Here is an 18,203-nt window from a genome sequence, read left to right as displayed (position 1 = left end):
CCAGGCAAAATACGACTACGAATGGCCGGCATTTTGCCAGCATGTATCGCGCGTTGATAGAGCGAAGGCATTGTTCGTTTCATGCCTGGCTGAGCGGGCGATGCTTGACCATTCTGGCCGTTGAACCGCTAGCGTCATACAGCGTCGGGATCTCGCCACCGTTGAGGATGCGCAACTGGTTGGCGGTGGCGGCCTGCTGCATCAGGATCGACTGGCCGTTGCGAGCGTTGGTTGCCTGGCATTGGGCGAGCAGGTCGTTGAGTACTTTGCTCTGGGACAGTAGCTGATCGCCAATCGTCGACTGGCTGGCCAGTTGCTCGAGGCCTTCATGGCTGGCGGGCAGGTTGAGGCTGACGAGGATCTCGCTGCGTTTGCGGCCATGCTGGTCAAGCAGGATGATCAAGGCCTGTTTCTGCGCCAGGATATTCTCCAGCAGAGGCATGTCACGACCGTGCAATGCCACGGATTCGGCCTGCAACAATTCCAGTAGCTGTTGCGCTGGAACAAAGTCGTCGATGATCAATTGCAACAAATGAGTGTCGTGCATGGCTGGCCTTGGGTCTTAGCGTCCAAAAGCCTGGCGCAGGCGGCGGCCTAGCGCTGGGCTTCGAAGTTGAGCAGTTTGCTGGCTACGCGGTTGCTGTCGACTTTGTAGCTGCCATCAGCGATTGCTGCTTTCAACTCGGCCACGCGGGCGTTGTCGACGACAGGTTGATCGCGCAGCTTGTCAGTGACCTTCTGCAACTGCTGAGCCTCATTGCTGAGGTGTACCGACTCCCCGTTGCTGACCTGTTCGGCTGGTGTAGGCAGCGGTGCGGATTTGCCGGCTTCGGCGGTTTCCTTGGTGGCGCTGGTACGCGTGGTGCCTGGCAGCGGTGAAGAGCTGTTTAAACGATTGAAATCGATGACCATGGTAAAAAACCTCTGGGTATTTGGACGCTTGCCATGTTTTCGGCCATCCCCAAAATAACTTTAGGCTCATTTATGAAATGAACTTGCGCACGTCTGCGCTTGCCTTTGCGTAAGGCACAGTCTAGGGAACACCGGGATCAAGCGCCAGCTTTCTACCTCCTCTACCAGATCACTACATCGCCACTTCCACTTGGCCCGGGGCCATCACCTGCGCCTTGATCACGCGCTGGGAATTGAGGTTTTTTACCCGTATCTGTTCACGCATACCGCCGTTGGACAGGGCCTCGCCGGGCATCCGCACGGCCAGGGAACCGGTGCGGGCGGTGATCACAACCTGGTCGCCCTTGCGGACTACCTCGGCCTGCTCCAGATGCACCAGCGTCACGACCTGATCGGCGACCATTGGTCGGACAAGTTTCTGCCCGATGGCCTGGTCGACGGAGGTCAGGAAGCCCTGGGTGATCTGGCTGATGTCCCGTTCACGCAACATCACGTCCTGGGGCTCGACGATTCCGGCCCGCTTGAGCGGACGAGTGGTGGTGACAATTTCCCGAAACAGGCGCACTTGAGCGGGCACGAACACCGTCCAGGGCGCGGCGCTGTCGCAACGAACCTTCACCGTGACGCGTCCCAGGGGCCGGGCAGGGCTCTCCAGCGAAGCAGTCAATTCCTTGTCGCACATCGGCATGCGCAGGCGCGGGTCGAGTTGGTTGACTTCGATTTCATAGCGACCTTCCGTTTGACTGGTAGCCAGATAGTCTTCTACGGTGAATTCAAGAAAGCCCTGAGTGACGCCGATAAGGAGATCAGGCAAGGTAACCGGAACAGCAGCAAGGGCAGGACCGCCCGAAGTGAACAGGCAGACAGCCAGCAGTGCACCGAGCCAGTGGCGGCAGTGAGTGGTCAGGCGTCGAGAAAATGTCGTTTGTGCGTTCATGCCGGTTCAATAGCAAGCCCCGTGCCGTTTAGTGAATGAATGCGCGTCGGACACATTAGCGTTAGGTAGGAGTCAGGGCATGGCGGGAGTAATGGATTCGGTAAACCAGCGCACTCAGCTGGTCGGTCAGAATCGCCTGGAGCTGTTGTTGTTCCGTCTCGACGGCCAACAAATGTATGGGATCAACGTATTCAAGGTCCGCGAGGTGCTGCAATGCCCCAAGCTGACCCTGATGCCCAAATCCAGCCCCGTCGTGTGCGGTGTGGCCAATATCCGGGGTGCGACCATCCCGATTCTCGACCTGGCGATGGCGACCGGTTCCGGCCGGCTGCTGGACCAGAGCAATCCGTTTGTGATCATCACCGAGTACAACACCAAGACCCAGGGATTCCTGGTTCGCTCGGTGGAGCGCATCGTCAACATGAACTGGGAAGAGATCCATCCACCGCCCAAGGGCACCGGCCGCGATCACTACCTCACGGCAGTGACCCGGGTCGATAACCAGTTGGTGGAAATCATCGACGTGGAGAAGATCCTCGCCGAAGTAGCGCCCACGCCGGAAGCGATCTCCGTGGGAGTGGTGGATGCCGAAACCCAGCACAAGGCGATTTCGCTGCGGGTGTTGACCGTCGACGACTCTTCAGTGGCCCGCAAGCAGGTGACCCGTTGCCTGCAAACGGTCGGTGTCGAGGTGGTGGCGTTGAACGACGGGCGACAGGCGCTCGATTACCTGCGCAAGCTGGTCGACGAGGGCAAGAAGCCTGAGGAAGAGTTCCTGATGATGATCTCCGACATTGAAATGCCGGAGATGGATGGGTACACCCTGACGTCGGAAATCCGCAGCGATCCGCGCATGCAAAAGCTGCACATCATCTTGCATACTTCGTTGTCCGGGGTTTTCAACCAGGCGATGGTCAAGAAGGTCGGCGCCGACGATTTCCTGGCGAAATTCCGTCCAGATGACCTGGCTTCCCGGGTCGTCGAGCGGATCAAGGCAGCAGAATAAAAGGTCGGGCGCGTTGTGCGCCCGGCAAGTCAACACGATGAAAGAGGCGGTATCTTGTCTACGGGTAATTTGGATTTCGAACAGTTCCGGGTCTTCCTGGAAAAAGCCTGTGGCATCTTGCTTGGTGAAAACAAGCAATACCTGGTGTCGAGCCGTCTCAATAAATTGATGGAACAGCAGGGCCTCAAGTCATTGGGCGAACTGGTGCAGCGTATCCAGACCCAACCGCGCAGTGGCTTGCGCGAAATGGTGGTGGACGCGATGACCACCAACGAAACCTTGTGGTTTCGTGACACCTATCCGTTTGAGGTGTTGAAGAACAAAGTGCTGCCGGCGGCCATCAAGGCCAGCCCGGGCCAGCGTCTGCGGATCTGGTCGGCGGCCTGTTCGTCGGGGCAGGAACCCTATTCGCTGTCGATGTCCATCGATGAGTTCGAGCGGTCCAACCTCGGCCAGTTGAAAGGCGGCGTGCAGATTGTCGCCACCGACCTGTCCGGGACCATGCTCAATAACTGCAAGACCGGCGAGTACGACAGCCTGGCTATCGGCCGGGGCCTGTCGCCGGATCGCCTGCAACGTTACTTCGATCCGAAAGGGCCGGGTAAATGGGTGGTCAAGGCGCCGATCAAGAGCCGGGTGGAGTTCCGCTCGTTCAACCTGCTGGATAGCTATGCCAGCCTGGGCAAGTTCGACATCGTGTTCTGCCGCAACGTACTGATCTACTTCTCCGCCGAAGTGAAGAAAGACATCCTGCTGCGCATCCACAGCACGCTCAAGCCGGGCGGCTACCTGTTCCTCGGTGCCTCCGAGGCGTTGAACGGTTTGCCGGATCATTACCAGATGGTCCAGTGCAGTCCGGGGATCATCTACCAGGCAAAGTGATTGGCTTGAACTGTCAAAAAACGGGAGTCCCCACGGGCTCCCGTTTTTTTATGCCTGCCGGTCACCACTAATCCCGCTCCCACAGTTCGAATGTCATTTGCCCTTGAGAAGCGGCAGAAAAGCGGCAGCCAGCGGAAGCCAGTTGCCGCTTTTCTGGCATTGCCGCTTTGCCGATGCCCGCAAAGCCCCGGTTTATGGGGTTTTCCAAAGTGGCACGCTGCTTGCTAAGTTCATCGCACGTACATTCTGGTCACCCAAAGGTTTCCGACATGAGCATCAGCTTCGATAAAGCGCTCGGTATCCACGAACAGGCCCTGAGCTTCCGCGCCCAGCGTGCCGAAGTCCTGGCCAACAACATCGCCAACGCCGACACCCCGAACTACAAGGCGCGTGACCTGGACTTTTCCAAAGTGCTCGCCGAGCAGAACGAGAAGACCAAGAACGGCCACTTCGCCTTGAACATGACCAACAGCCGTCATATCGAAGCCGAAGGCCTGGGCAATGGCGACGAATCGCTGATGTATCGCACGCCGATGCAGCCTTCGATCGACCAGAACACCGTAGACGCTCAACTGGAACAGTCCAACTACGCGGAAAACTCCGTGAACTTCCAGGCCAGCTTCACCCTGCTCAACAGCAAGTTCAAAGGGCTGGTATCGGCCCTGCGCGGAGAGTAAGCCATGTCGATTGCTAGCGTATTCAACATTGCCGGCAGTGCCATGAGTGCCCAGACCACTCGCCTGAACACCGTCGCCAGTAACATCGCCAACGCCGAGACCGTTTCGTCGAGCATCGACCAGACCTACCGCGCCCGCCACCCGGTATTCGCCACCATGTTCCAGGGTGGCCAGTCCGGCGGTAGCGACTCGCTGTTCCAGGAGCAGGACGCGGCCGGGCAGGGCGTGCAGGTGCTTGGCGTGGTCGAAGACCAGAGCAACCTCGAAGCCCGTTATGAGCCAAACCATCCGGCCGCTGATGCCAAGGGGTATGTCTACTACCCGAACGTCAACGTCGTCGAAGAAATGGCCGACATGATTTCCGCCAGTCGTTCGTTCCAGACCAACGCCGAAATGATGAACACCGCCAAAACCATGATGCAGAAGGTCCTGACCCTCGGTCAGTGATAAGGGGCGAGTCACATGAGCGTTACCAGTACAACAAGTGGTTTGAGCCTCAACGAGATTCTGGCCAACTCCTCGGTCAAGACCAGCACCACCACCGATGCCCTGGGCGCGGCGACCGGTGCGGCCACCGGCAAGAAGGAATTGGGCAAGGATGCGTTCCTGCAGTTGCTGGTCACCCAGCTGAAAAACCAGAACCCGCTGGAGCCACAGGATAACGGCGAGTTCGTTGCCCAACTGGCGCAGTTCAGCAGCCTGGAAGGCATCACCACCCTCAACGAGACCGTGAGCGGCATCGCCGGCAACTACAACTCGTCCCAGGCCCTGCAAGCCTCGTCGCTGGTCGGTCGCTCGGTCATTGCCCCGGGCGACAAGGCTGTGGTCGATACCTCCAAGAGCCTCAATGGCACGGTGGTGGTACCAACATCGGTGTCCTCCGTCGCGGTCAAGATCGTGGACAAGGACGGCAAGACCGTTCGCACCATCGACTTGGGCAGCCAGAACGCCGGCAACTCCGCGTTCATCTGGGACGGCAAGAACGATGCGGGCGCGGTCGTTGAATCGGGCACTTACACCTTCGCGGCCTCGACCACCATCGACGGCAAGGCCACGTCGCTGATCACCAACCTGCCGGCCACGGTCAGCAGCGTGACGATCAGCCAGACGGGCGGTGAGCTGATGCTCAACCTGGCCGGGCTGGGCAGCATTGCCCTGTCCAAAGTACAAACTATTGGTATGTAGAGCCGACTAACCGGCAAAAGGAGTCAACATGTCTTTCAACATCGGCCTTAGCGGTCTCTATGCAGCCAACAAACAGCTGGACGTGACCGGCAACAACATCGCCAACGTGGCGACCACCGGTTTCAAATCGTCCCGCGCGGAATTCGAAGACGTCTACTCGGCCACCAAGCTGGGTTCGGGCAGCAAGACCGTCGGTAACGGCGTGCGCCTGGCCAACGTTTCCCAGCAGTTCGGCCAGGGTGATGTGAACAACACCGGCAACGTACTGGACATGGGCATCCAGGGCCAGGGCTTCTTTGTCCTGAGCAATGACGGCTCCCTGAGCTACACCCGTGCCGGTACCTTCAAGACCGACAAGGAAGGCTATATCACCAACAGCGACGGCACTTCGCGCCTGCAGGGCTATGGCGTGGATGCCAACGGCAAGATCCAGAACGGCATCTTGACCGACCTGCGCATCGACACCTCGAACCTGCCGCCGAGCGCCACCAGCCTGGTTTCCTCGACGATCAACCTGAATTCGACGGCAACGGCGATCACCGCGGCGTTCAATCCAAGCGACACCGCCACGTTCACCAAACAATTCACCACCCCGGTCTACGATACTCAGGGTAACCAGCACTCCATGGACCAATACATGGTCAAGACTGCCGGCAACACCTGGAACGTCTATACCTTGATCGATGGTCGTAACCTGAACGGCACCTTGCCGACCACGACGGGCGCTACTGCGCCGGTCCCTTCGACCATGAACTTCGATTCGAGCGGCAAGTTGACCACGGTCACCACGCCGCCAGCGACGGTCAATAGCGATCTGGTACTGACCGGTTGGGTTCCCGGCACTGTGACCAACGGCGTATGGGCCGCCAACGGCGCCGCGAGTGCGCCAACCATCACGATTTCCATGGGCAACACCACCCAATTCAACGCCGACACCGCCCGCTCGATCCCAACCCAGAACGGCTACGCCACTGGCCAGATCACCAACCTGACCATCGACGGCAGTGGTGTGTTGCTGGCCAACTTCAGCAACAACCAGACCAAGCCGATCGGCCAGCTCGCGCTCGCCAGCTTCACCAACGAGCAAGGCTTGCAGCCGGTAGGCGGCACCAGCTGGAAAGAAACCTTCGCGTCGGGCATCCCGGGCTACGATGCCCCGCAAACCGGTACCCTGGGTTCGATCGTTTCCAACTCCCTGGAAGAATCCAACGTCAACCTGACCAACGAACTGGTCGAGCTGATCAAGGCGCAAAGCAACTACCAGGCGAACGCCAAGACCATCTCCACCCAAAGCACTATCATGCAGACCATCATTCAGATGGCTTGATATCGATAGTGGCTTGAAGGCTGCACAAGAAGCCCCTCGCAAGAGGGGCTTTTTTCATGGGCGGTGATTTGTGTTGTTTGTTCTGGCCTCATCGTCGGATCGCCGCCCGGAGCAAGCTCGCTCCCACAGTCGTACGCATTCCAATGTGGGAGCTGAGCTTGCTCGCGGTAGCGGTGGGTCAGTTCGCATCCTTATGAGGTGTGTCACCGTCATCGCGGGCAAGCCTTGCTCCCACATTTGCCTTGGGGTGTTCCTCCAGGCAAAAGAAAACCCCCGATAAACCAGCGGTCTATCGGGGGTTTCTTTCAGTAGGCGCCTTTACGCGCCCACTCGCTCAGCTTATTGGCAAGCTTCGCAATCCGGCTCGTCGATCGCGCAGGCTTTTGGCACTGGCGCAGGACCGGCTGGAGCAGCCAGGACCGAATCGTCACCGTGGTTGCCGCCGCTGGAAACCGCGTTCAGCTTGCCGGTGTTGATGGTCGACTTCTCGGTGCTGGTCGCGGCCAGGGCACGGAGGTAGTAAGTGGTTTTCAGGCCACGGTACCAAGCCATGCGGTAGGTCACGTCCAGCTTCTTGCCCGAAGCGCCGGCGATGTACAGGTTCAGCGATTGAGCCTGGTCGATCCACTTCTGGCGACGGCTGGCGGCGTCGACGATCCACTTGGTGTCCACTTCGAAGGCCGTTGCGTAGAGCTCTTTGAGTTCTTGCGGGATGCGTTCGATCTGCTGTACCGAACCGTCGTAGTACTTCAGGTCGTTGATCATGACCGAGTCCCACAGGCCACGGGCCTTGAGGTCGCGAACCAGGTACGGGTTGATCACGGTGAACTCGCCCGACAGGTTCGATTTCACATACAGGTTCTGGTAGGTCGGTTCGATCGACTGCGACACGCCGGTGATGTTGGCGATGGTGGCGGTCGGTGCGATGGCCATGATGTTGGAGTTACGGATGCCTTTCTGCACACGGGCGCGAACCGGTGCCCAGTCCAGGGATTCGTTCAGGTCAACGTCGATGTACTTCTGGCCACGCTGGGCGATCAGGATCTGTTGCGAGTCCAGCGGCAGGATGCCCTGGGACCACAGCGAACCCTGGAACGTCTCGTAGGCGCCACGCTCGTCGGCCAGGTCGCAGGAAGCCTGGATCGCGTAGTAGCTGACCGCTTCCATGGACTTGTCGGCGAACTCGACCGCGGCATCGGAACCGTACGGGATGTGCTGCAGGTACAAGGCGTCCTGGAAGCCCATGATGCCCAGGCCGACCGGACGGTGCTTGAAGTTGGAGTTCTTCGCCTGTGGCACCGAGTAGTAGTTGATGTCGATCACGTTGTCGAGCATGCGCACGGCGGTGTTCACGGTGCGCTGCAGCTTGGCGGTGTCCAGCTTGCCGTCGACGATGTGGTTCGGCAGGTTGATCGAGCCCAGGTTGCAGACCGCGATCTCATCCTTGTTGGTGTTCAGGGTGATCTCGGTGCACAGGTTCGAGCTGTGGACCACGCCCACGTGCTGCTGCGGGCTGCGCAGGTTGCACGGGTCCTTGAAGGTCAGCCATGGGTGACCGGTTTCGAACAGCATCGAGAGCATCTTGCGCCACAGGTCTTTGGCCTGGACGACTTTGAACAGCTTGATCTTGTTGTACTCGGTCAGGGCTTCGTAGTACTCGTAGCGCTCTTCGAAAGCCTTGCCGGTCAGGTCGTGCAGGTCCGGTACTTCGGATGGCGAGAACAGGGTCCACTTGCCGTCATCGAAGACGCGCTTCATGAACAGGTCAGGGATCCAGTTGGCGGTGTTCATGTCGTGGGTACGACGACGGTCATCACCGGTGTTCTTGCGCAGCTCGATGAACTCTTCGATGTCCATGTGCCAGGTTTCCAGGTAGGCACAGACCGCGCCCTTGCGCTTGCCGCCCTGGTTGACCGCGACCGCGGTGTCGTTGACCACTTTGAGGAACGGCACGACGCCCTGGGATTTGCCGTTGGTGCCCTTGATGTACGAGCCCAATGCGCGAACCGGGGTCCAGTCGTTGCCCAGGCCGCCGGCGAATTTCGACAGCATGGCGTTGTCGTGGATGGCGCCGTAGATGCCCGACAGGTCGTCCGGCACGGTGGTCAGGTAGCAGCTCGACAGCTGTGGACGCAGGGTACCGGCGTTGAACAGGGTCGGGGTCGAGGCCATGTAGTCGAAGGACGACAACAGGTTGTAGAACTCGATCGCACGGTCTTCACGCTGCTTCTCTTCGATCGCCAGGCCCATGGCCACGCGCATGAAGAAGATCTGCGGCAGTTCGAAACGCACGCCATCCTTGTGGATGAAGTAACGGTCGTACAGGGTTTGCAGGCCCAGGTAGGTGAACTGCTGGTCGCGCTCGTGGTTGATCGCCTTGCCGAGTTTTTCCAGGTCGAATTCAGCCAGGACCGGGTTCAGCAATTCGAACTCGATACCCTTGGCAACATAAGCTGGCAATGCCTTGGCGTACAGGTCGACCATTTCGTGGTGGGTCGCGCTCTCGGCGACTTCCAGGAAGCTCAGGCCTTCGGCACGCAGGGTGTCCATCAGCAGGCGGGCGGTCACGAAGGAGTAGTTCGGCTCGCGTTCCACCAGGGTCCGTGCGGTCATCACCAGCGCGGTGTTGACGTCCTTGAGAGCAACGCCGTCATAGAGGTTCTTCAGGGTTTCGCGCTGGATCAGGTCGCCATCGACTTCTTCCAGGCCTTCGCAGGCCTCGGTGACGATGGTGTTCAGGCGACCCATGTCCAGCGGCGCCAGGCTGCCGTCGGCGCGGGCGATGCGGATCGAAGGGTGGGCCTGGACCGGTGCGTCGGCCGGGGAACGGGTAGCACGCTCCTTGGCGCGGGAGTCACGGTAGATCACGTAGTCGCGGGCCACTTTCTGCTCGCCAGCACGCATCAGGGCCAGTTCGACCTGGTCCTGGATTTCTTCGATGTGGATGGTGCCGCCCGAGGGCATGCGACGCTTGAAGGTCGCGGTGACCTGTTCGGTCAGGCGGGCCACGGTGTCATGGATTCGCGACGAAGCGGCAGCGGTGCCACCTTCAACTGCGAGAAACGCTTTGGTGATGGCGACGGTAATCTTGTCATCGGTGTAAGGAACGACAGTGCCGTTACGCTTGATCACGCGCAGTTGGCCCGGCGCGGTGGCGGACAGATCCGGGTTCGAATCGGCGGCCAGCGGCGCGGTGCCCTGCGGGTTCTCGCGAGTTGTGTCGGTGTGCATGGGTGTCTCCACGTTCTCTATGTTTGTTTGGGCACCATCACGGTGCCCACCGTTCCGTCCTGAAGCACTACAACCGACTGGCGCCGGGCATAACAACTTCGGGACAGTAGGAAGCAGGCGTTTAATGCCGCTTCCATCCGAAGTTCTCAGGTTGCGAGCGGGGCTCGAAACCGGGTTGCCGGGGTGGCAGCAATTGACTGCAACACCCGTACCGTTTCGGTCGTTTTCGACCTGGAAACAGTTGCCATCCGCAGGGGCGGTCTGGGCTTGGGGAAATGCGGTGTTTCAGTTGGACAGAAGCAAGAAAAGCGCTTGAATTCTCTGTCCGACTTGTGTTTGGTTTTTAGCCTGAAACCCTACATGTAGGGTTTTTTACGCGGCGGGCTACAAGATAATGCGTTTTCGGGGGGTATGCAACGTACTACCTGTGGATAAGCCTGTGCGTAATTTGTGTGCGAATCGTGGAACGGCTCTGTAGGCCGCGACCTAGCTGGAGTGGACCTTTTTTCATCGGTTTCGACGATCCGAAAACAGCCCGGTGATTTTTGCGGGCGCGGACATTACCACATAAAACCCAGCCGATCGAAACGCATTTGTCCGCTTGTTTTCTGCGCAGGTGACGTTTATACAATCGGCCCATGCATGGGTGTGTTTATCCTCCTTTAACATGACAAAAAGACGGGAGTGGCGCAGGACCCAACCTGTGGGAGCGAGCTTGCTCGCGATAGCGTCGGTTCAGCCGTACCAAGGGTGCCTGACACACCGCCATCGCGAGCAAGCTCGCTCCCACAGGGTTCGCCTTGTCAGTGATATTGGCGACACGCCTTTCCTTATTTAGCTAATCAGCCAAAAGGTCCCTCAGTGGAACAAGAAGCCTGGCAGGTATTGATCGTCGAGGATGACCAGCGTCTGGCCGAGCTGACCCGGGAGTACCTCGAAAGCAACGGACTGCGTGTCGCCATCGAAGGCGACGGCGCGGTGGCGGCGGCGCGGATCATTGCCGAGCAGCCGGACCTGGTGGTCCTCGACCTGATGCTGCCCGGCGAAGACGGCCTGAGCATCTGTCGCAAGGTGCGCGGGCACTATGACGGGCCGATCCTGATGCTCACCGCCCGCACCGACGACACCGATCAGATCCAGGGCCTGGACCTGGGCGCCGATGATTACGTCTGCAAGCCGGTTCGCCCGCGTTTGCTCTTGGCGCGGATCCAGGCCTTGCTGCGGCGCAGCGAACCGGAGCCGAGCGTCGCGCAGAAGCAGCGACGCCTGCAATTCGGCCCGCTGGTGGTCGACGACGCCCTGCGCGAAGCCTGGTTGCAGGGCAACGGTATCGAGCTGACCAGCGCCGAATTCGACCTGCTGTGGCTGCTGGTGTCCAATGCCGGGCGCATCCTGTCCCGGGAAGAAATCTTCACCGCCTTGCGCGGCATCGGTTATGACGGCCAGGACCGCTCCATCGACGTGCGCATTTCACGCATCCGCCCCAAGATCGGCGACGACCCGGACCATCCACGGCTGATCAAGACCATTCGCAGCAAAGGCTACCTGTTCGTTCCTGAAGCCTGCGTAGACCTGGCACCGTGAATTCGATCTTCCTGCGTATTTATGGCGGCATGTGTGCGGCACTGGTGCTGGTGGCGGTCCTCGGCGTGCTGGCCCTGCACCTGCTCAACCAGACCCGCAGCGAGCAATACCGCGAGCGCCTGGCCCACGGCACGTTTTCATTGATGGCCGACAACCTGCGGCCGATGAACGACACCGAACGGCGCCGGGCGTTGCTGGTGTGGGAGCGCCTGCTGGGCATTCCCCTGGCGTTGCAGACTTTCCCCCAGACCGACCTCGACCTCGGCCAGCGCACCCGGGTAATGCGCGGCCAGGCATTGGTGGAGCAGACCGGGCCGCACGCGGCAAAAGTCTATCGACTGATCAATGATGCCGAGCAACTGATGTTGGTGGGGGAAGTCCAGCAGATCAGCGAACAACTGGCTCGCGCGACCATTTACCTGTTGGCCGACGAGCTGGTGCGTTATCCGGTGGCCGAACAGCCCAAACGGCTGGCGCAACTGGCGCAGGAAAAAGGTTTTGGTTTCGATCTGCGACTCATGACCACCGAGCAGGCGGACATGGACGACGACCAGCGCCGCCGTGTGTCCGAGGGCGATACGGTGATGGCGTTGGGCAAGGGCGGCGACTCCATCCGGGTCTTCGCCGGCATGGTCGGCACGCCGTGGGTGCTGGAGATCGGCCCGCTGTACCAGATGAACCCTTATCCGCCGCAATGGCTGGTGCTGATCGCGGCACTGGGCTTGAGCCTGATCGGCTTGATCGTCTACCTGCTGGTGCGCCAATTGGAGCGGCGCTTGCGTGGCCTGGAGTCGGCCGCCACCCAGATCGCCCAGGGCAGCCTGGAAACCCGGGTGCCGGCCCGAGGCGCCGACTCGGTCGGGCGATTGGCCGCTGCGTTCAATGGCATGGCCGAGCACCTGCAGCAACTTTTGGCGATCCAGCGTGAGCTGGTGCGGGCGGTGTCCCACGAATTGCGTACCCCGGTGGCGCGCCTGCGCTTCGGCCTGGAAATGCTCGGCAGCGCCACCACGCCCCAGGCTCGGGACAAATACCTGGCGGGCATGGACCACGACATTGAAGACCTGGATCGGTTGGTGGACGAAATGCTCACCTATGCGCGGCTGGAACAGGGGTCACCGGCCCTGAATTTCCAGCGAGTTGACCTGGATGCGCTGGTCAATCAAGTGATCGATGAACTGGGGCCGTTGCGGGCGGGGATCACGGTCGAGCGCGGTCTATGCCTGTCGGCCGCCGATTGCGACGGCGCCTGGGTCGAGGCCGAGCCACGCTTTCTGCATCGCGCCCTGCAGAACCTGGTGGGTAACGCCATGCGCCACGCCAGCTCCCGGGTCACCGTCAGCTACCAGGTGGGCCAGTTGCGCTGCCGGGTGGATGTGGAAGACGACGGGCCTGGTGTGCCGGAAGCGGCATGGGAGCGGATTTTCAAACCTTTCCTGCGCCTGGACGACAGCCGCGCCCGGGCGTCAGGCGGCCATGGGCTGGGGCTGTCGATCGTGCGGCGGATCATCCACTGGCATGACGGCCGGGCGCTGATCGGCAAGAGCAAGAGCCTGGGCGGGGCTTGTTTCAGCTTGAGTTGGCCGAGGCATCAGGACAGGTCTTGATGGGGGTGGTGCCTGATCGACCGCCATCGCGGGCAAGCCTTGCTCCCACAGGTCAGTGCTCTCTCATTTAAGTGTTGTTTGCTGTGGGAGCAAGGCTTGCCCGCGATGAGGCCCTCCCAAACACCCAAGATCTCAGGCCCTGATCCCCACCAGGCTCAACAACTGCCCATCCTTCACCCCAAACTGAGCCTGCAGCTCACTGCCATGGCGCCACTCGGTCGACAGGTCCGTCAGCAGGCGCAGGCGCACCTGCCCATCGTGTGTCCAATCCAGCACCTCGGCATGCTCGAAATAAAAGCGCTGCCTGACGATGGGGTACAGCGCCTTGAACAGGCTTTCCTTCACGGAAAAGGTCAGGGTCACCAGCAAGGCCCGGTCATCGCGCGCGAGCTTGGTCATGCGTTGCAGCTCTGGCGAGGTGAGGATTTCACCGGCCAGGCGTTCGGCGCGCTCGGGGTCGAGCAGGTTTTCCACGTCCATGCCCAGCCCTTGCCAATGATCTTTTTTCGCGACAATGGCCGCCGCCCGACCCGTGCTGTGGGTGATCGAACCGCTGACATGGGCCGGCCACACCGGGGCGCGGTCCTCACCGATGGCCGGCACGCAGGCCAGGCCGTCGAGCCGCTGCAACGCCGCCCGGGCGCAGATCCGCCCGGCCAGGAATTCTGCCTGGCGCTTGGCTACCGAGCGCTGGATGCTCGCCGGGGGCTCGATGGCACTGTTGGGGAAGTCGGCGCCCACCAGCAACAACGGGTCGAAGCGCGTGCTCAGCAGCACCGTATCGGACAGGGCATCGGGCAAGAGCCAATGTTCATCCAAAGGCGAGCAGCAGGCGGGCAGGGAGGGGAGTGTCTTCATGCCGGGCATTTTGCCGGGTTGGCTGGAGGCTGGGTAGTGGGGGCGAGCTGTATGAATGGAGGTCGTGAACGAGGCAGGTGGTCAATGATCGCTCCCACGCTCTGCGTGGGAGCGATCATGCAGGGGGTATGTATCAGAAGATTTTCTTGAAGAACTTCTGCATATCCGCCCACGATTTCTCATCGGCTTCCTTGTTGTAGCCAATGTCCGGCCCGCCATGTTCACCGTGGCTCAAGCGGTCGGCATCGGGGTTGCTGAAGCCGTGCTTGGCGCCTTTGAGGCTGACGAATTTATAGTCGGCGCCGGCCTTGTCCATCTCGCTCTTGAACGCGGTGACGTTGTCCTGGGTGACCATGCTGTCCAGGGCGCCATGCTCGACCAGCACCTTGGCCTTGACGCTGCCAGGCGTTGCCGGGGTGTTGGTCACCAGCGCACCGTGGAAGCTCACCACGCCGGCTAGCGGCACACCCTGGCGCGCTGCATCGAGCACCACTTTGCCGCCGAAGCAGTAGCCGATGGCGGCGAGTTTGTCCGGATCGGTCTGGGGTTGTTTCCTCAGCAGGTCGAGACCGGCCTGGAAGCGGGCACTGGCCGCCGCGCCGTCCTTGAGCGCCGCCTGCATGAAGGCCATGGCGTCGTTGGGGTGCTCGGTGTTCTTGCCGTCGCCGTACATGTCGATGGCCAGGGCGCTATAGCCCAGGCCGGCGAGGTCACGGGCACGGCGCTTGGCGTAGTCGTTCAGCCCCCACCATTCATGCACCACCACCACGCCCGGGCGCGGGCCCTTGACCGCGTCGTCATACGCGTAATAGCCGATCAGCTTGGTGCCGTCGGCACTGGTGTAGGGGAGCTCCTGGGTCTGGATGGCGGCGTGGCTCACGCCGCTAATGGCCAGAAGTACAACAGCAAGCAGCCTTCGCATGACGGATCTCCTTATAAAAGTGGTCCGCACAGATTAGCCGATTCATTCAGCGCAGGTTCAGAGAACGTTCAAGGGGTGTTCAGGGACCGCTGGTTAAGGTGACCACGACTTCACAAAACATCCACGCTGCAAAGGAACTTGACCATGACTGCTATGAAAAAACTGCTGTTGGCTTTCACCGTGCTGGGCGCCAGCGCCCTGGCCCACGCCGATGACAATTTCGCCAGCCTGACCCTCGGCCAGACCAGCGACAAGGTGAAGAAATCCAACGCCCTGGACAGCGCCCTGAACAACCCGAACGCCGACGGCGTCATCGGCAAGGACGCCACCTATGGCATCCGACTGGGCAAACAAAACGACCAGGGCCGCTACTACGCCACCTACGACAACGTCTCGGGCACCCACAACGGCATCAAGCTGCGCCAGGAAAACCTGCTGGGCAGCTACGATGTGTTCTATCCGGTCACCAGCAGCACCAAACTGTTCGGTGGCGGCACGGCGGGCCTGACCAAGCTGACCCAGGACTCTCCCGGCTTCAGTCGCGACAGCGACATCGGCTACGCCGTGGGCTTGCAAGGGGGCGTGCTGCAACAAATTTCGCAAAACACCTCGGTTGAACTGGGTTACCGTTACCTGCGCAGCAATGCCAGCACCGAGATGAGCCCGCACGGTGGCGACAAGGTTGGCTCGCTGGACCTGACCAGCAGCGCCCAGACGTACCTGTCCGCCAACTACACGTTCTAAGCGGTCGATGGTGAGCGTATCCAGCCGGATCGGTCGAAGACGATCCGGCGCCTTGCGTTGAAGTGCGCACTGGATTGTTTGATTTGCCTGGGGAGAGGCTCCATGAAATTACTGGTCGTCGAAGACGAAGCGCTGTTGCGCCACCACCTGCAAACCCGTCTCACCGACAGCGGCCATGTGGTGAAGGCCGTGGCCAATGCCGAAGAGGCCTTGTACCTGGTCCGGGAATTCAACCATGACCTGGCGGTGATCGACCTGGGCCTGCCGGGCATCAGCGGGCTGGAACTGATCCGCCGGCTGCGCTCGCAGGACAAGACGTTTCCGATCCTGATCCTCACCGCCCGCGGCAACTGGCAGGACAAGGTCGAAGGCCTGGCCGCCGGTGCCGACGACTACGTGGTCAAGCCGTTTCAGTTCGAAGAGCTGGAGGCCCGGCTGAACGCGCTGTTGCGCCGCTCCAGTGGTTTTACCCAATCGACCATTGTTGCCGGTCCGTTGCTGCTCGACCTCAACCGCAAGCAGGCGTCCCTCGGCGAGGAGCCGCTGGCGTTGACCGCCTACGAGTACCGCATCCTCGAATACCTCATGCGTCATCACCAGCAGGTGGTGGCCAAGGACCGCTTGATGGAGCAGCTTTACCCCGATGACGACGAGCGTGATCCCAATGTCATCGAAGTGCTGGTCGGGCGCCTGCGCCGTAAGCTGGAAGCCCCGGCCGGCTTCAAGCCGATCGATACCGTGCGTGGCCTGGGCTACCTGTTCAACGAGCGCTGCCAGTGATTCGTTCGCTTCGCCTGCGGTTGATGTTGGCCGCCATGACCCTGGCGGTGCTGTTCATGCTGGCCTTGTTGCCGGCCATGCAAGGCGCGTTCAGCCTGGCGTTGCAGGAATCCATCGAGCAACGCCTGGCCTCGGACGTGACCACGCTGATTTCCGCCGCCCGAGTGGAAAACAACCGCTTGAAGATGCCGGCGCAGTTGCCCGACGAGCGCTTCAACCTCGCCGATGCCCGCCTGCTGGGCTACATCTATGATCGCGAGGGGCGGTTGGTCTGGCGGTCGAAGGCCACCCAGGAAGAAAACATCAATTACACGCCACGCTACGACGGCCAGGGCAACCAGTTCGCGCGCATTCGCGAGAACGACGGCCAGGAGTTTTTTGTCTATGACGTCGAGATCAAGCTGCTCGGCGGCCAGAGCGCGGCGTTCAGCATCGTCACCCTGCAACCGGTGCGCGACTACGAAGTCACCCTGCAAGGGCTGCGGGACAATCTGTACCTGGGCTTTGGCGCGGCCCTGTTGGTGCTGCTGGCGCTGTTGTGGATCGGCCTGACCTGGGGCCTTCGGGCGCTGCGGCGCCTGAGCCAGGAACTGGACGAAATCGAAAGCGGGGCCCGGGAAAGCCTCAGTACCGAACATCCCCGGGAACTGTTGCGCCTGACCGGCTCCCTCAACCGCCTGCTGTACAGCGAGCGGGAGCAACGCAGCCGTTATCGCGACTCCCTCGATGACCTGGCCCACAGCTTGAAGACCCCGTTGGCGGTGTTGCAGGGCGTCAGCGAGGACATGGCCCGGCGCCCCGAGGACCGTGGACAGGCTTGGGTGCTGCAATCCCAGATCGAGCGCATGAGCCAGCAGATCGGCTACCAGTTGCAGCGCGCCAGCCTGCGCAAAAGCGGGCTGGTGCGCCATCAGGTGCGCTTGCGCCCGGTGTTGCAAAGCCTGTGTGACACCCTGGACAAGGTCTATCGCGACAAACGGGTCAGTGTCAGTTTCGATCTGCCGGAGCACTGCCAGGTGCCGATCGAACAGGGCGCCTTGCTGGAGATGCTCGGCAACCTGCTGGAAAACGCCTATCGGCTGTGTTTGGGCGAGGTGCGCGTCAGCGTGCACCAGACCCTCGGCGGCACGGAGTTGAGTGTCGAGGACGATGGGCCGGGTGTGCCACCGGATCAACGTGCGCGGATTCTCCAGCGGGGCGAGCGACTGGATCGCCAGCATCCGGGGCAGGGGATCGGGCTGGCCGTGGTGAAAGACATCATCGAGAGCTATGGCGCCAAGTTGACCCTGGGGGATTCAGAGCTGGGCGGGGCGGCGTTCAGGATTCATTTTTCGGTGGTTTGACTGAGGGGCCTTGGTGTCGCCACTGGCCTCATCGCGAGCAAGCTCGCTCCCACAACGGTTTGGTGAACGCCGAAAATCCAGTGTGGGAGATTCTATGTTGCAGGGCAACCCTGCAACATAGGCTTCGGCTGGTATTCGCTCTGATTTTTCATCAAGGCAAATGCCACCCGGCAGAGCTTGCGAGCAAGCACCACCAATGCCTGGGTTT

Annotated in this window: 17 protein-coding genes and 1 pseudogene; 11 read left to right on the top strand and 7 right to left on the bottom strand. The window is 60.9% G+C overall.

Going from position 1 to position 18,203, the window contains the following annotated elements; all coding sequences use genetic code 11:
- Window positions 1–79 precede the first annotated feature (79 nt).
- The 3 genes from F7R20_RS29460 to flgA form a co-directional block, all read right to left on the bottom strand.
- Window positions 80–547, bottom strand: a complete 468-nt coding sequence (locus F7R20_RS29460; RefSeq protein WP_003204743.1) for a flagella synthesis protein FlgN — start codon at window positions 545–547, stop codon at window positions 80–82.
- A 47-nt stretch (window positions 548–594) separates the two neighbouring features.
- Window positions 595–912, bottom strand: a complete 318-nt coding sequence (gene flgM / locus F7R20_RS29455) for a flagellar biosynthesis anti-sigma factor FlgM (protein ID WP_003204741.1) — start codon at window positions 910–912, stop codon at window positions 595–597.
- A 172-nt stretch (window positions 913–1,084) separates the two neighbouring features.
- Window positions 1,085–1,849: a flagellar basal body P-ring formation chaperone FlgA gene (gene flgA / locus F7R20_RS29450; protein ID WP_003204739.1), complete on the bottom strand. Its 765-nt coding sequence runs from the start codon at window positions 1,847–1,849 to the stop codon at window positions 1,085–1,087.
- A 79-nt stretch (window positions 1,850–1,928) separates the two neighbouring features.
- On the opposite strand from flgA, the gene F7R20_RS29445 reads away from it, so the two are divergent.
- The 6 genes from F7R20_RS29445 to flgE all read left to right on the top strand — a co-directional run bounded on the left by F7R20_RS29445 (window position 1,929) and on the right by flgE (window position 6,926).
- Complete coding sequence (locus tag F7R20_RS29445) at window positions 1,929–2,855, top strand: chemotaxis protein CheV (protein ID WP_003204737.1); 927 nt, start codon at window positions 1,929–1,931, stop codon at window positions 2,853–2,855.
- 54 nt (window positions 2,856–2,909) lie between these two features.
- Complete coding sequence (cheR, locus tag F7R20_RS29440) at window positions 2,910–3,737, top strand: protein-glutamate O-methyltransferase CheR (RefSeq protein ID WP_003204735.1); 828 nt, start codon at window positions 2,910–2,912, stop codon at window positions 3,735–3,737.
- A gap of 269 nt (window positions 3,738–4,006) precedes the next feature.
- Window positions 4,007–4,414, top strand: a complete 408-nt coding sequence (flgB, locus tag F7R20_RS29435) for a flagellar basal body rod protein FlgB (protein ID WP_003204732.1) — start codon at window positions 4,007–4,009, stop codon at window positions 4,412–4,414.
- Between the two features lie 3 nt (window positions 4,415–4,417).
- Window positions 4,418–4,861, top strand: coding sequence for a flagellar basal body rod protein FlgC (gene flgC, locus F7R20_RS29430; RefSeq protein ID WP_003204730.1), 444 nt, complete (start codon window positions 4,418–4,420; stop codon window positions 4,859–4,861).
- Between the two features lie 15 nt (window positions 4,862–4,876).
- Window positions 4,877–5,599: a flagellar hook assembly protein FlgD gene (gene flgD, locus F7R20_RS29425; protein ID WP_003204727.1), complete on the top strand. Its 723-nt coding sequence runs from the start codon at window positions 4,877–4,879 to the stop codon at window positions 5,597–5,599.
- A gap of 28 nt (window positions 5,600–5,627) precedes the next feature.
- A complete protein-coding gene (flgE, locus tag F7R20_RS29420; RefSeq protein ID WP_003204725.1) occupies window positions 5,628–6,926 on the top strand; it encodes a flagellar hook protein FlgE in 1,299 nt (432 codons plus the stop codon).
- A gap of 339 nt (window positions 6,927–7,265) precedes the next feature.
- Here flgE and F7R20_RS29415 read toward each other — a convergent pair whose 3' ends face one another.
- Window positions 7,266–10,157 carry a ribonucleoside-diphosphate reductase subunit alpha gene (locus F7R20_RS29415; RefSeq protein ID WP_003204723.1) on the bottom strand — a complete coding sequence of 964 codons (2,892 nt, stop codon included), beginning with the start codon at window positions 10,155–10,157 and terminating at the stop codon, window positions 7,266–7,268.
- Between the two features lie 861 nt (window positions 10,158–11,018).
- Between F7R20_RS29415 and F7R20_RS29410 the strand changes: the two genes are divergently transcribed.
- Together F7R20_RS29410 and F7R20_RS29405 are read left to right on the top strand one after the other, a co-directional pair.
- A complete protein-coding gene (locus F7R20_RS29410; protein WP_003204721.1) occupies window positions 11,019–11,741 on the top strand; it encodes a response regulator in 723 nt (240 codons plus the stop codon).
- Window positions 11,738–13,348, top strand: a complete 1,611-nt coding sequence (locus tag F7R20_RS29405) for an ATP-binding protein (RefSeq protein WP_003204720.1) — start codon at window positions 11,738–11,740, stop codon at window positions 13,346–13,348. Before F7R20_RS29410 ends, F7R20_RS29405 begins: the two co-directional genes overlap by 4 nt.
- Window positions 13,349–13,480: 132 nt before the next feature.
- On the opposite strand, the gene F7R20_RS29400 is transcribed toward F7R20_RS29405, so the two are convergent.
- The gene (locus F7R20_RS29400; RefSeq protein ID WP_003204719.1) at window positions 13,481–14,206 is read right to left on the bottom strand and encodes a 4'-phosphopantetheinyl transferase family protein; all 726 of its coding nucleotides are present in this window, start codon (window positions 14,204–14,206) and stop codon (window positions 13,481–13,483) included.
- 133 nt (window positions 14,207–14,339) lie between these two features.
- Complete coding sequence (locus F7R20_RS29395) at window positions 14,340–15,128, bottom strand: dienelactone hydrolase family protein (protein WP_003204718.1); 789 nt, start codon at window positions 15,126–15,128, stop codon at window positions 14,340–14,342.
- A 144-nt stretch (window positions 15,129–15,272) separates the two neighbouring features.
- Here F7R20_RS29395 and F7R20_RS29390 point away from each other — a divergent pair, with 144 nt between their 5' ends.
- The 3 genes from F7R20_RS29390 to F7R20_RS29380 all read left to right on the top strand — a co-directional run bounded on the left by F7R20_RS29390 (window position 15,273) and on the right by F7R20_RS29380 (window position 17,995).
- Complete coding sequence (locus F7R20_RS29390; protein ID WP_003204716.1) at window positions 15,273–15,872, top strand: membrane protein; 600 nt, start codon at window positions 15,273–15,275, stop codon at window positions 15,870–15,872.
- A 102-nt stretch (window positions 15,873–15,974) separates the two neighbouring features.
- On the top strand, window positions 15,975–16,652 hold the full coding sequence (locus tag F7R20_RS29385) for a response regulator (protein ID WP_003204714.1): 678 nt from the start codon (window positions 15,975–15,977) through the stop codon (window positions 16,650–16,652).
- Window positions 16,649–17,995, top strand: a complete 1,347-nt coding sequence (locus F7R20_RS29380; RefSeq protein WP_003204712.1) for an ATP-binding protein — start codon at window positions 16,649–16,651, stop codon at window positions 17,993–17,995. The genes F7R20_RS29385 and F7R20_RS29380 overlap by 4 nt, the downstream gene beginning before the upstream one ends.
- Before the next feature lie 92 nt (window positions 17,996–18,087).
- Here the strand turns inward: F7R20_RS29380 and F7R20_RS32025 are convergent.
- Window positions 18,088–18,203: pseudogene (locus F7R20_RS32025) on the bottom strand (IS110 family transposase); the annotation flags it as partial.

The sequence above is a fragment of the Pseudomonas brassicacearum subsp. brassicacearum genome, from assembly GCF_008801605.1.
Taxonomy (GTDB): Bacteria; Pseudomonadota; Gammaproteobacteria; order Pseudomonadales; family Pseudomonadaceae; genus Aquipseudomonas; species Aquipseudomonas brassicacearum.
Note: the sequence above shows the minus strand (reverse complement) of the source record. Positions and strands in the feature narration are given on the sequence as shown.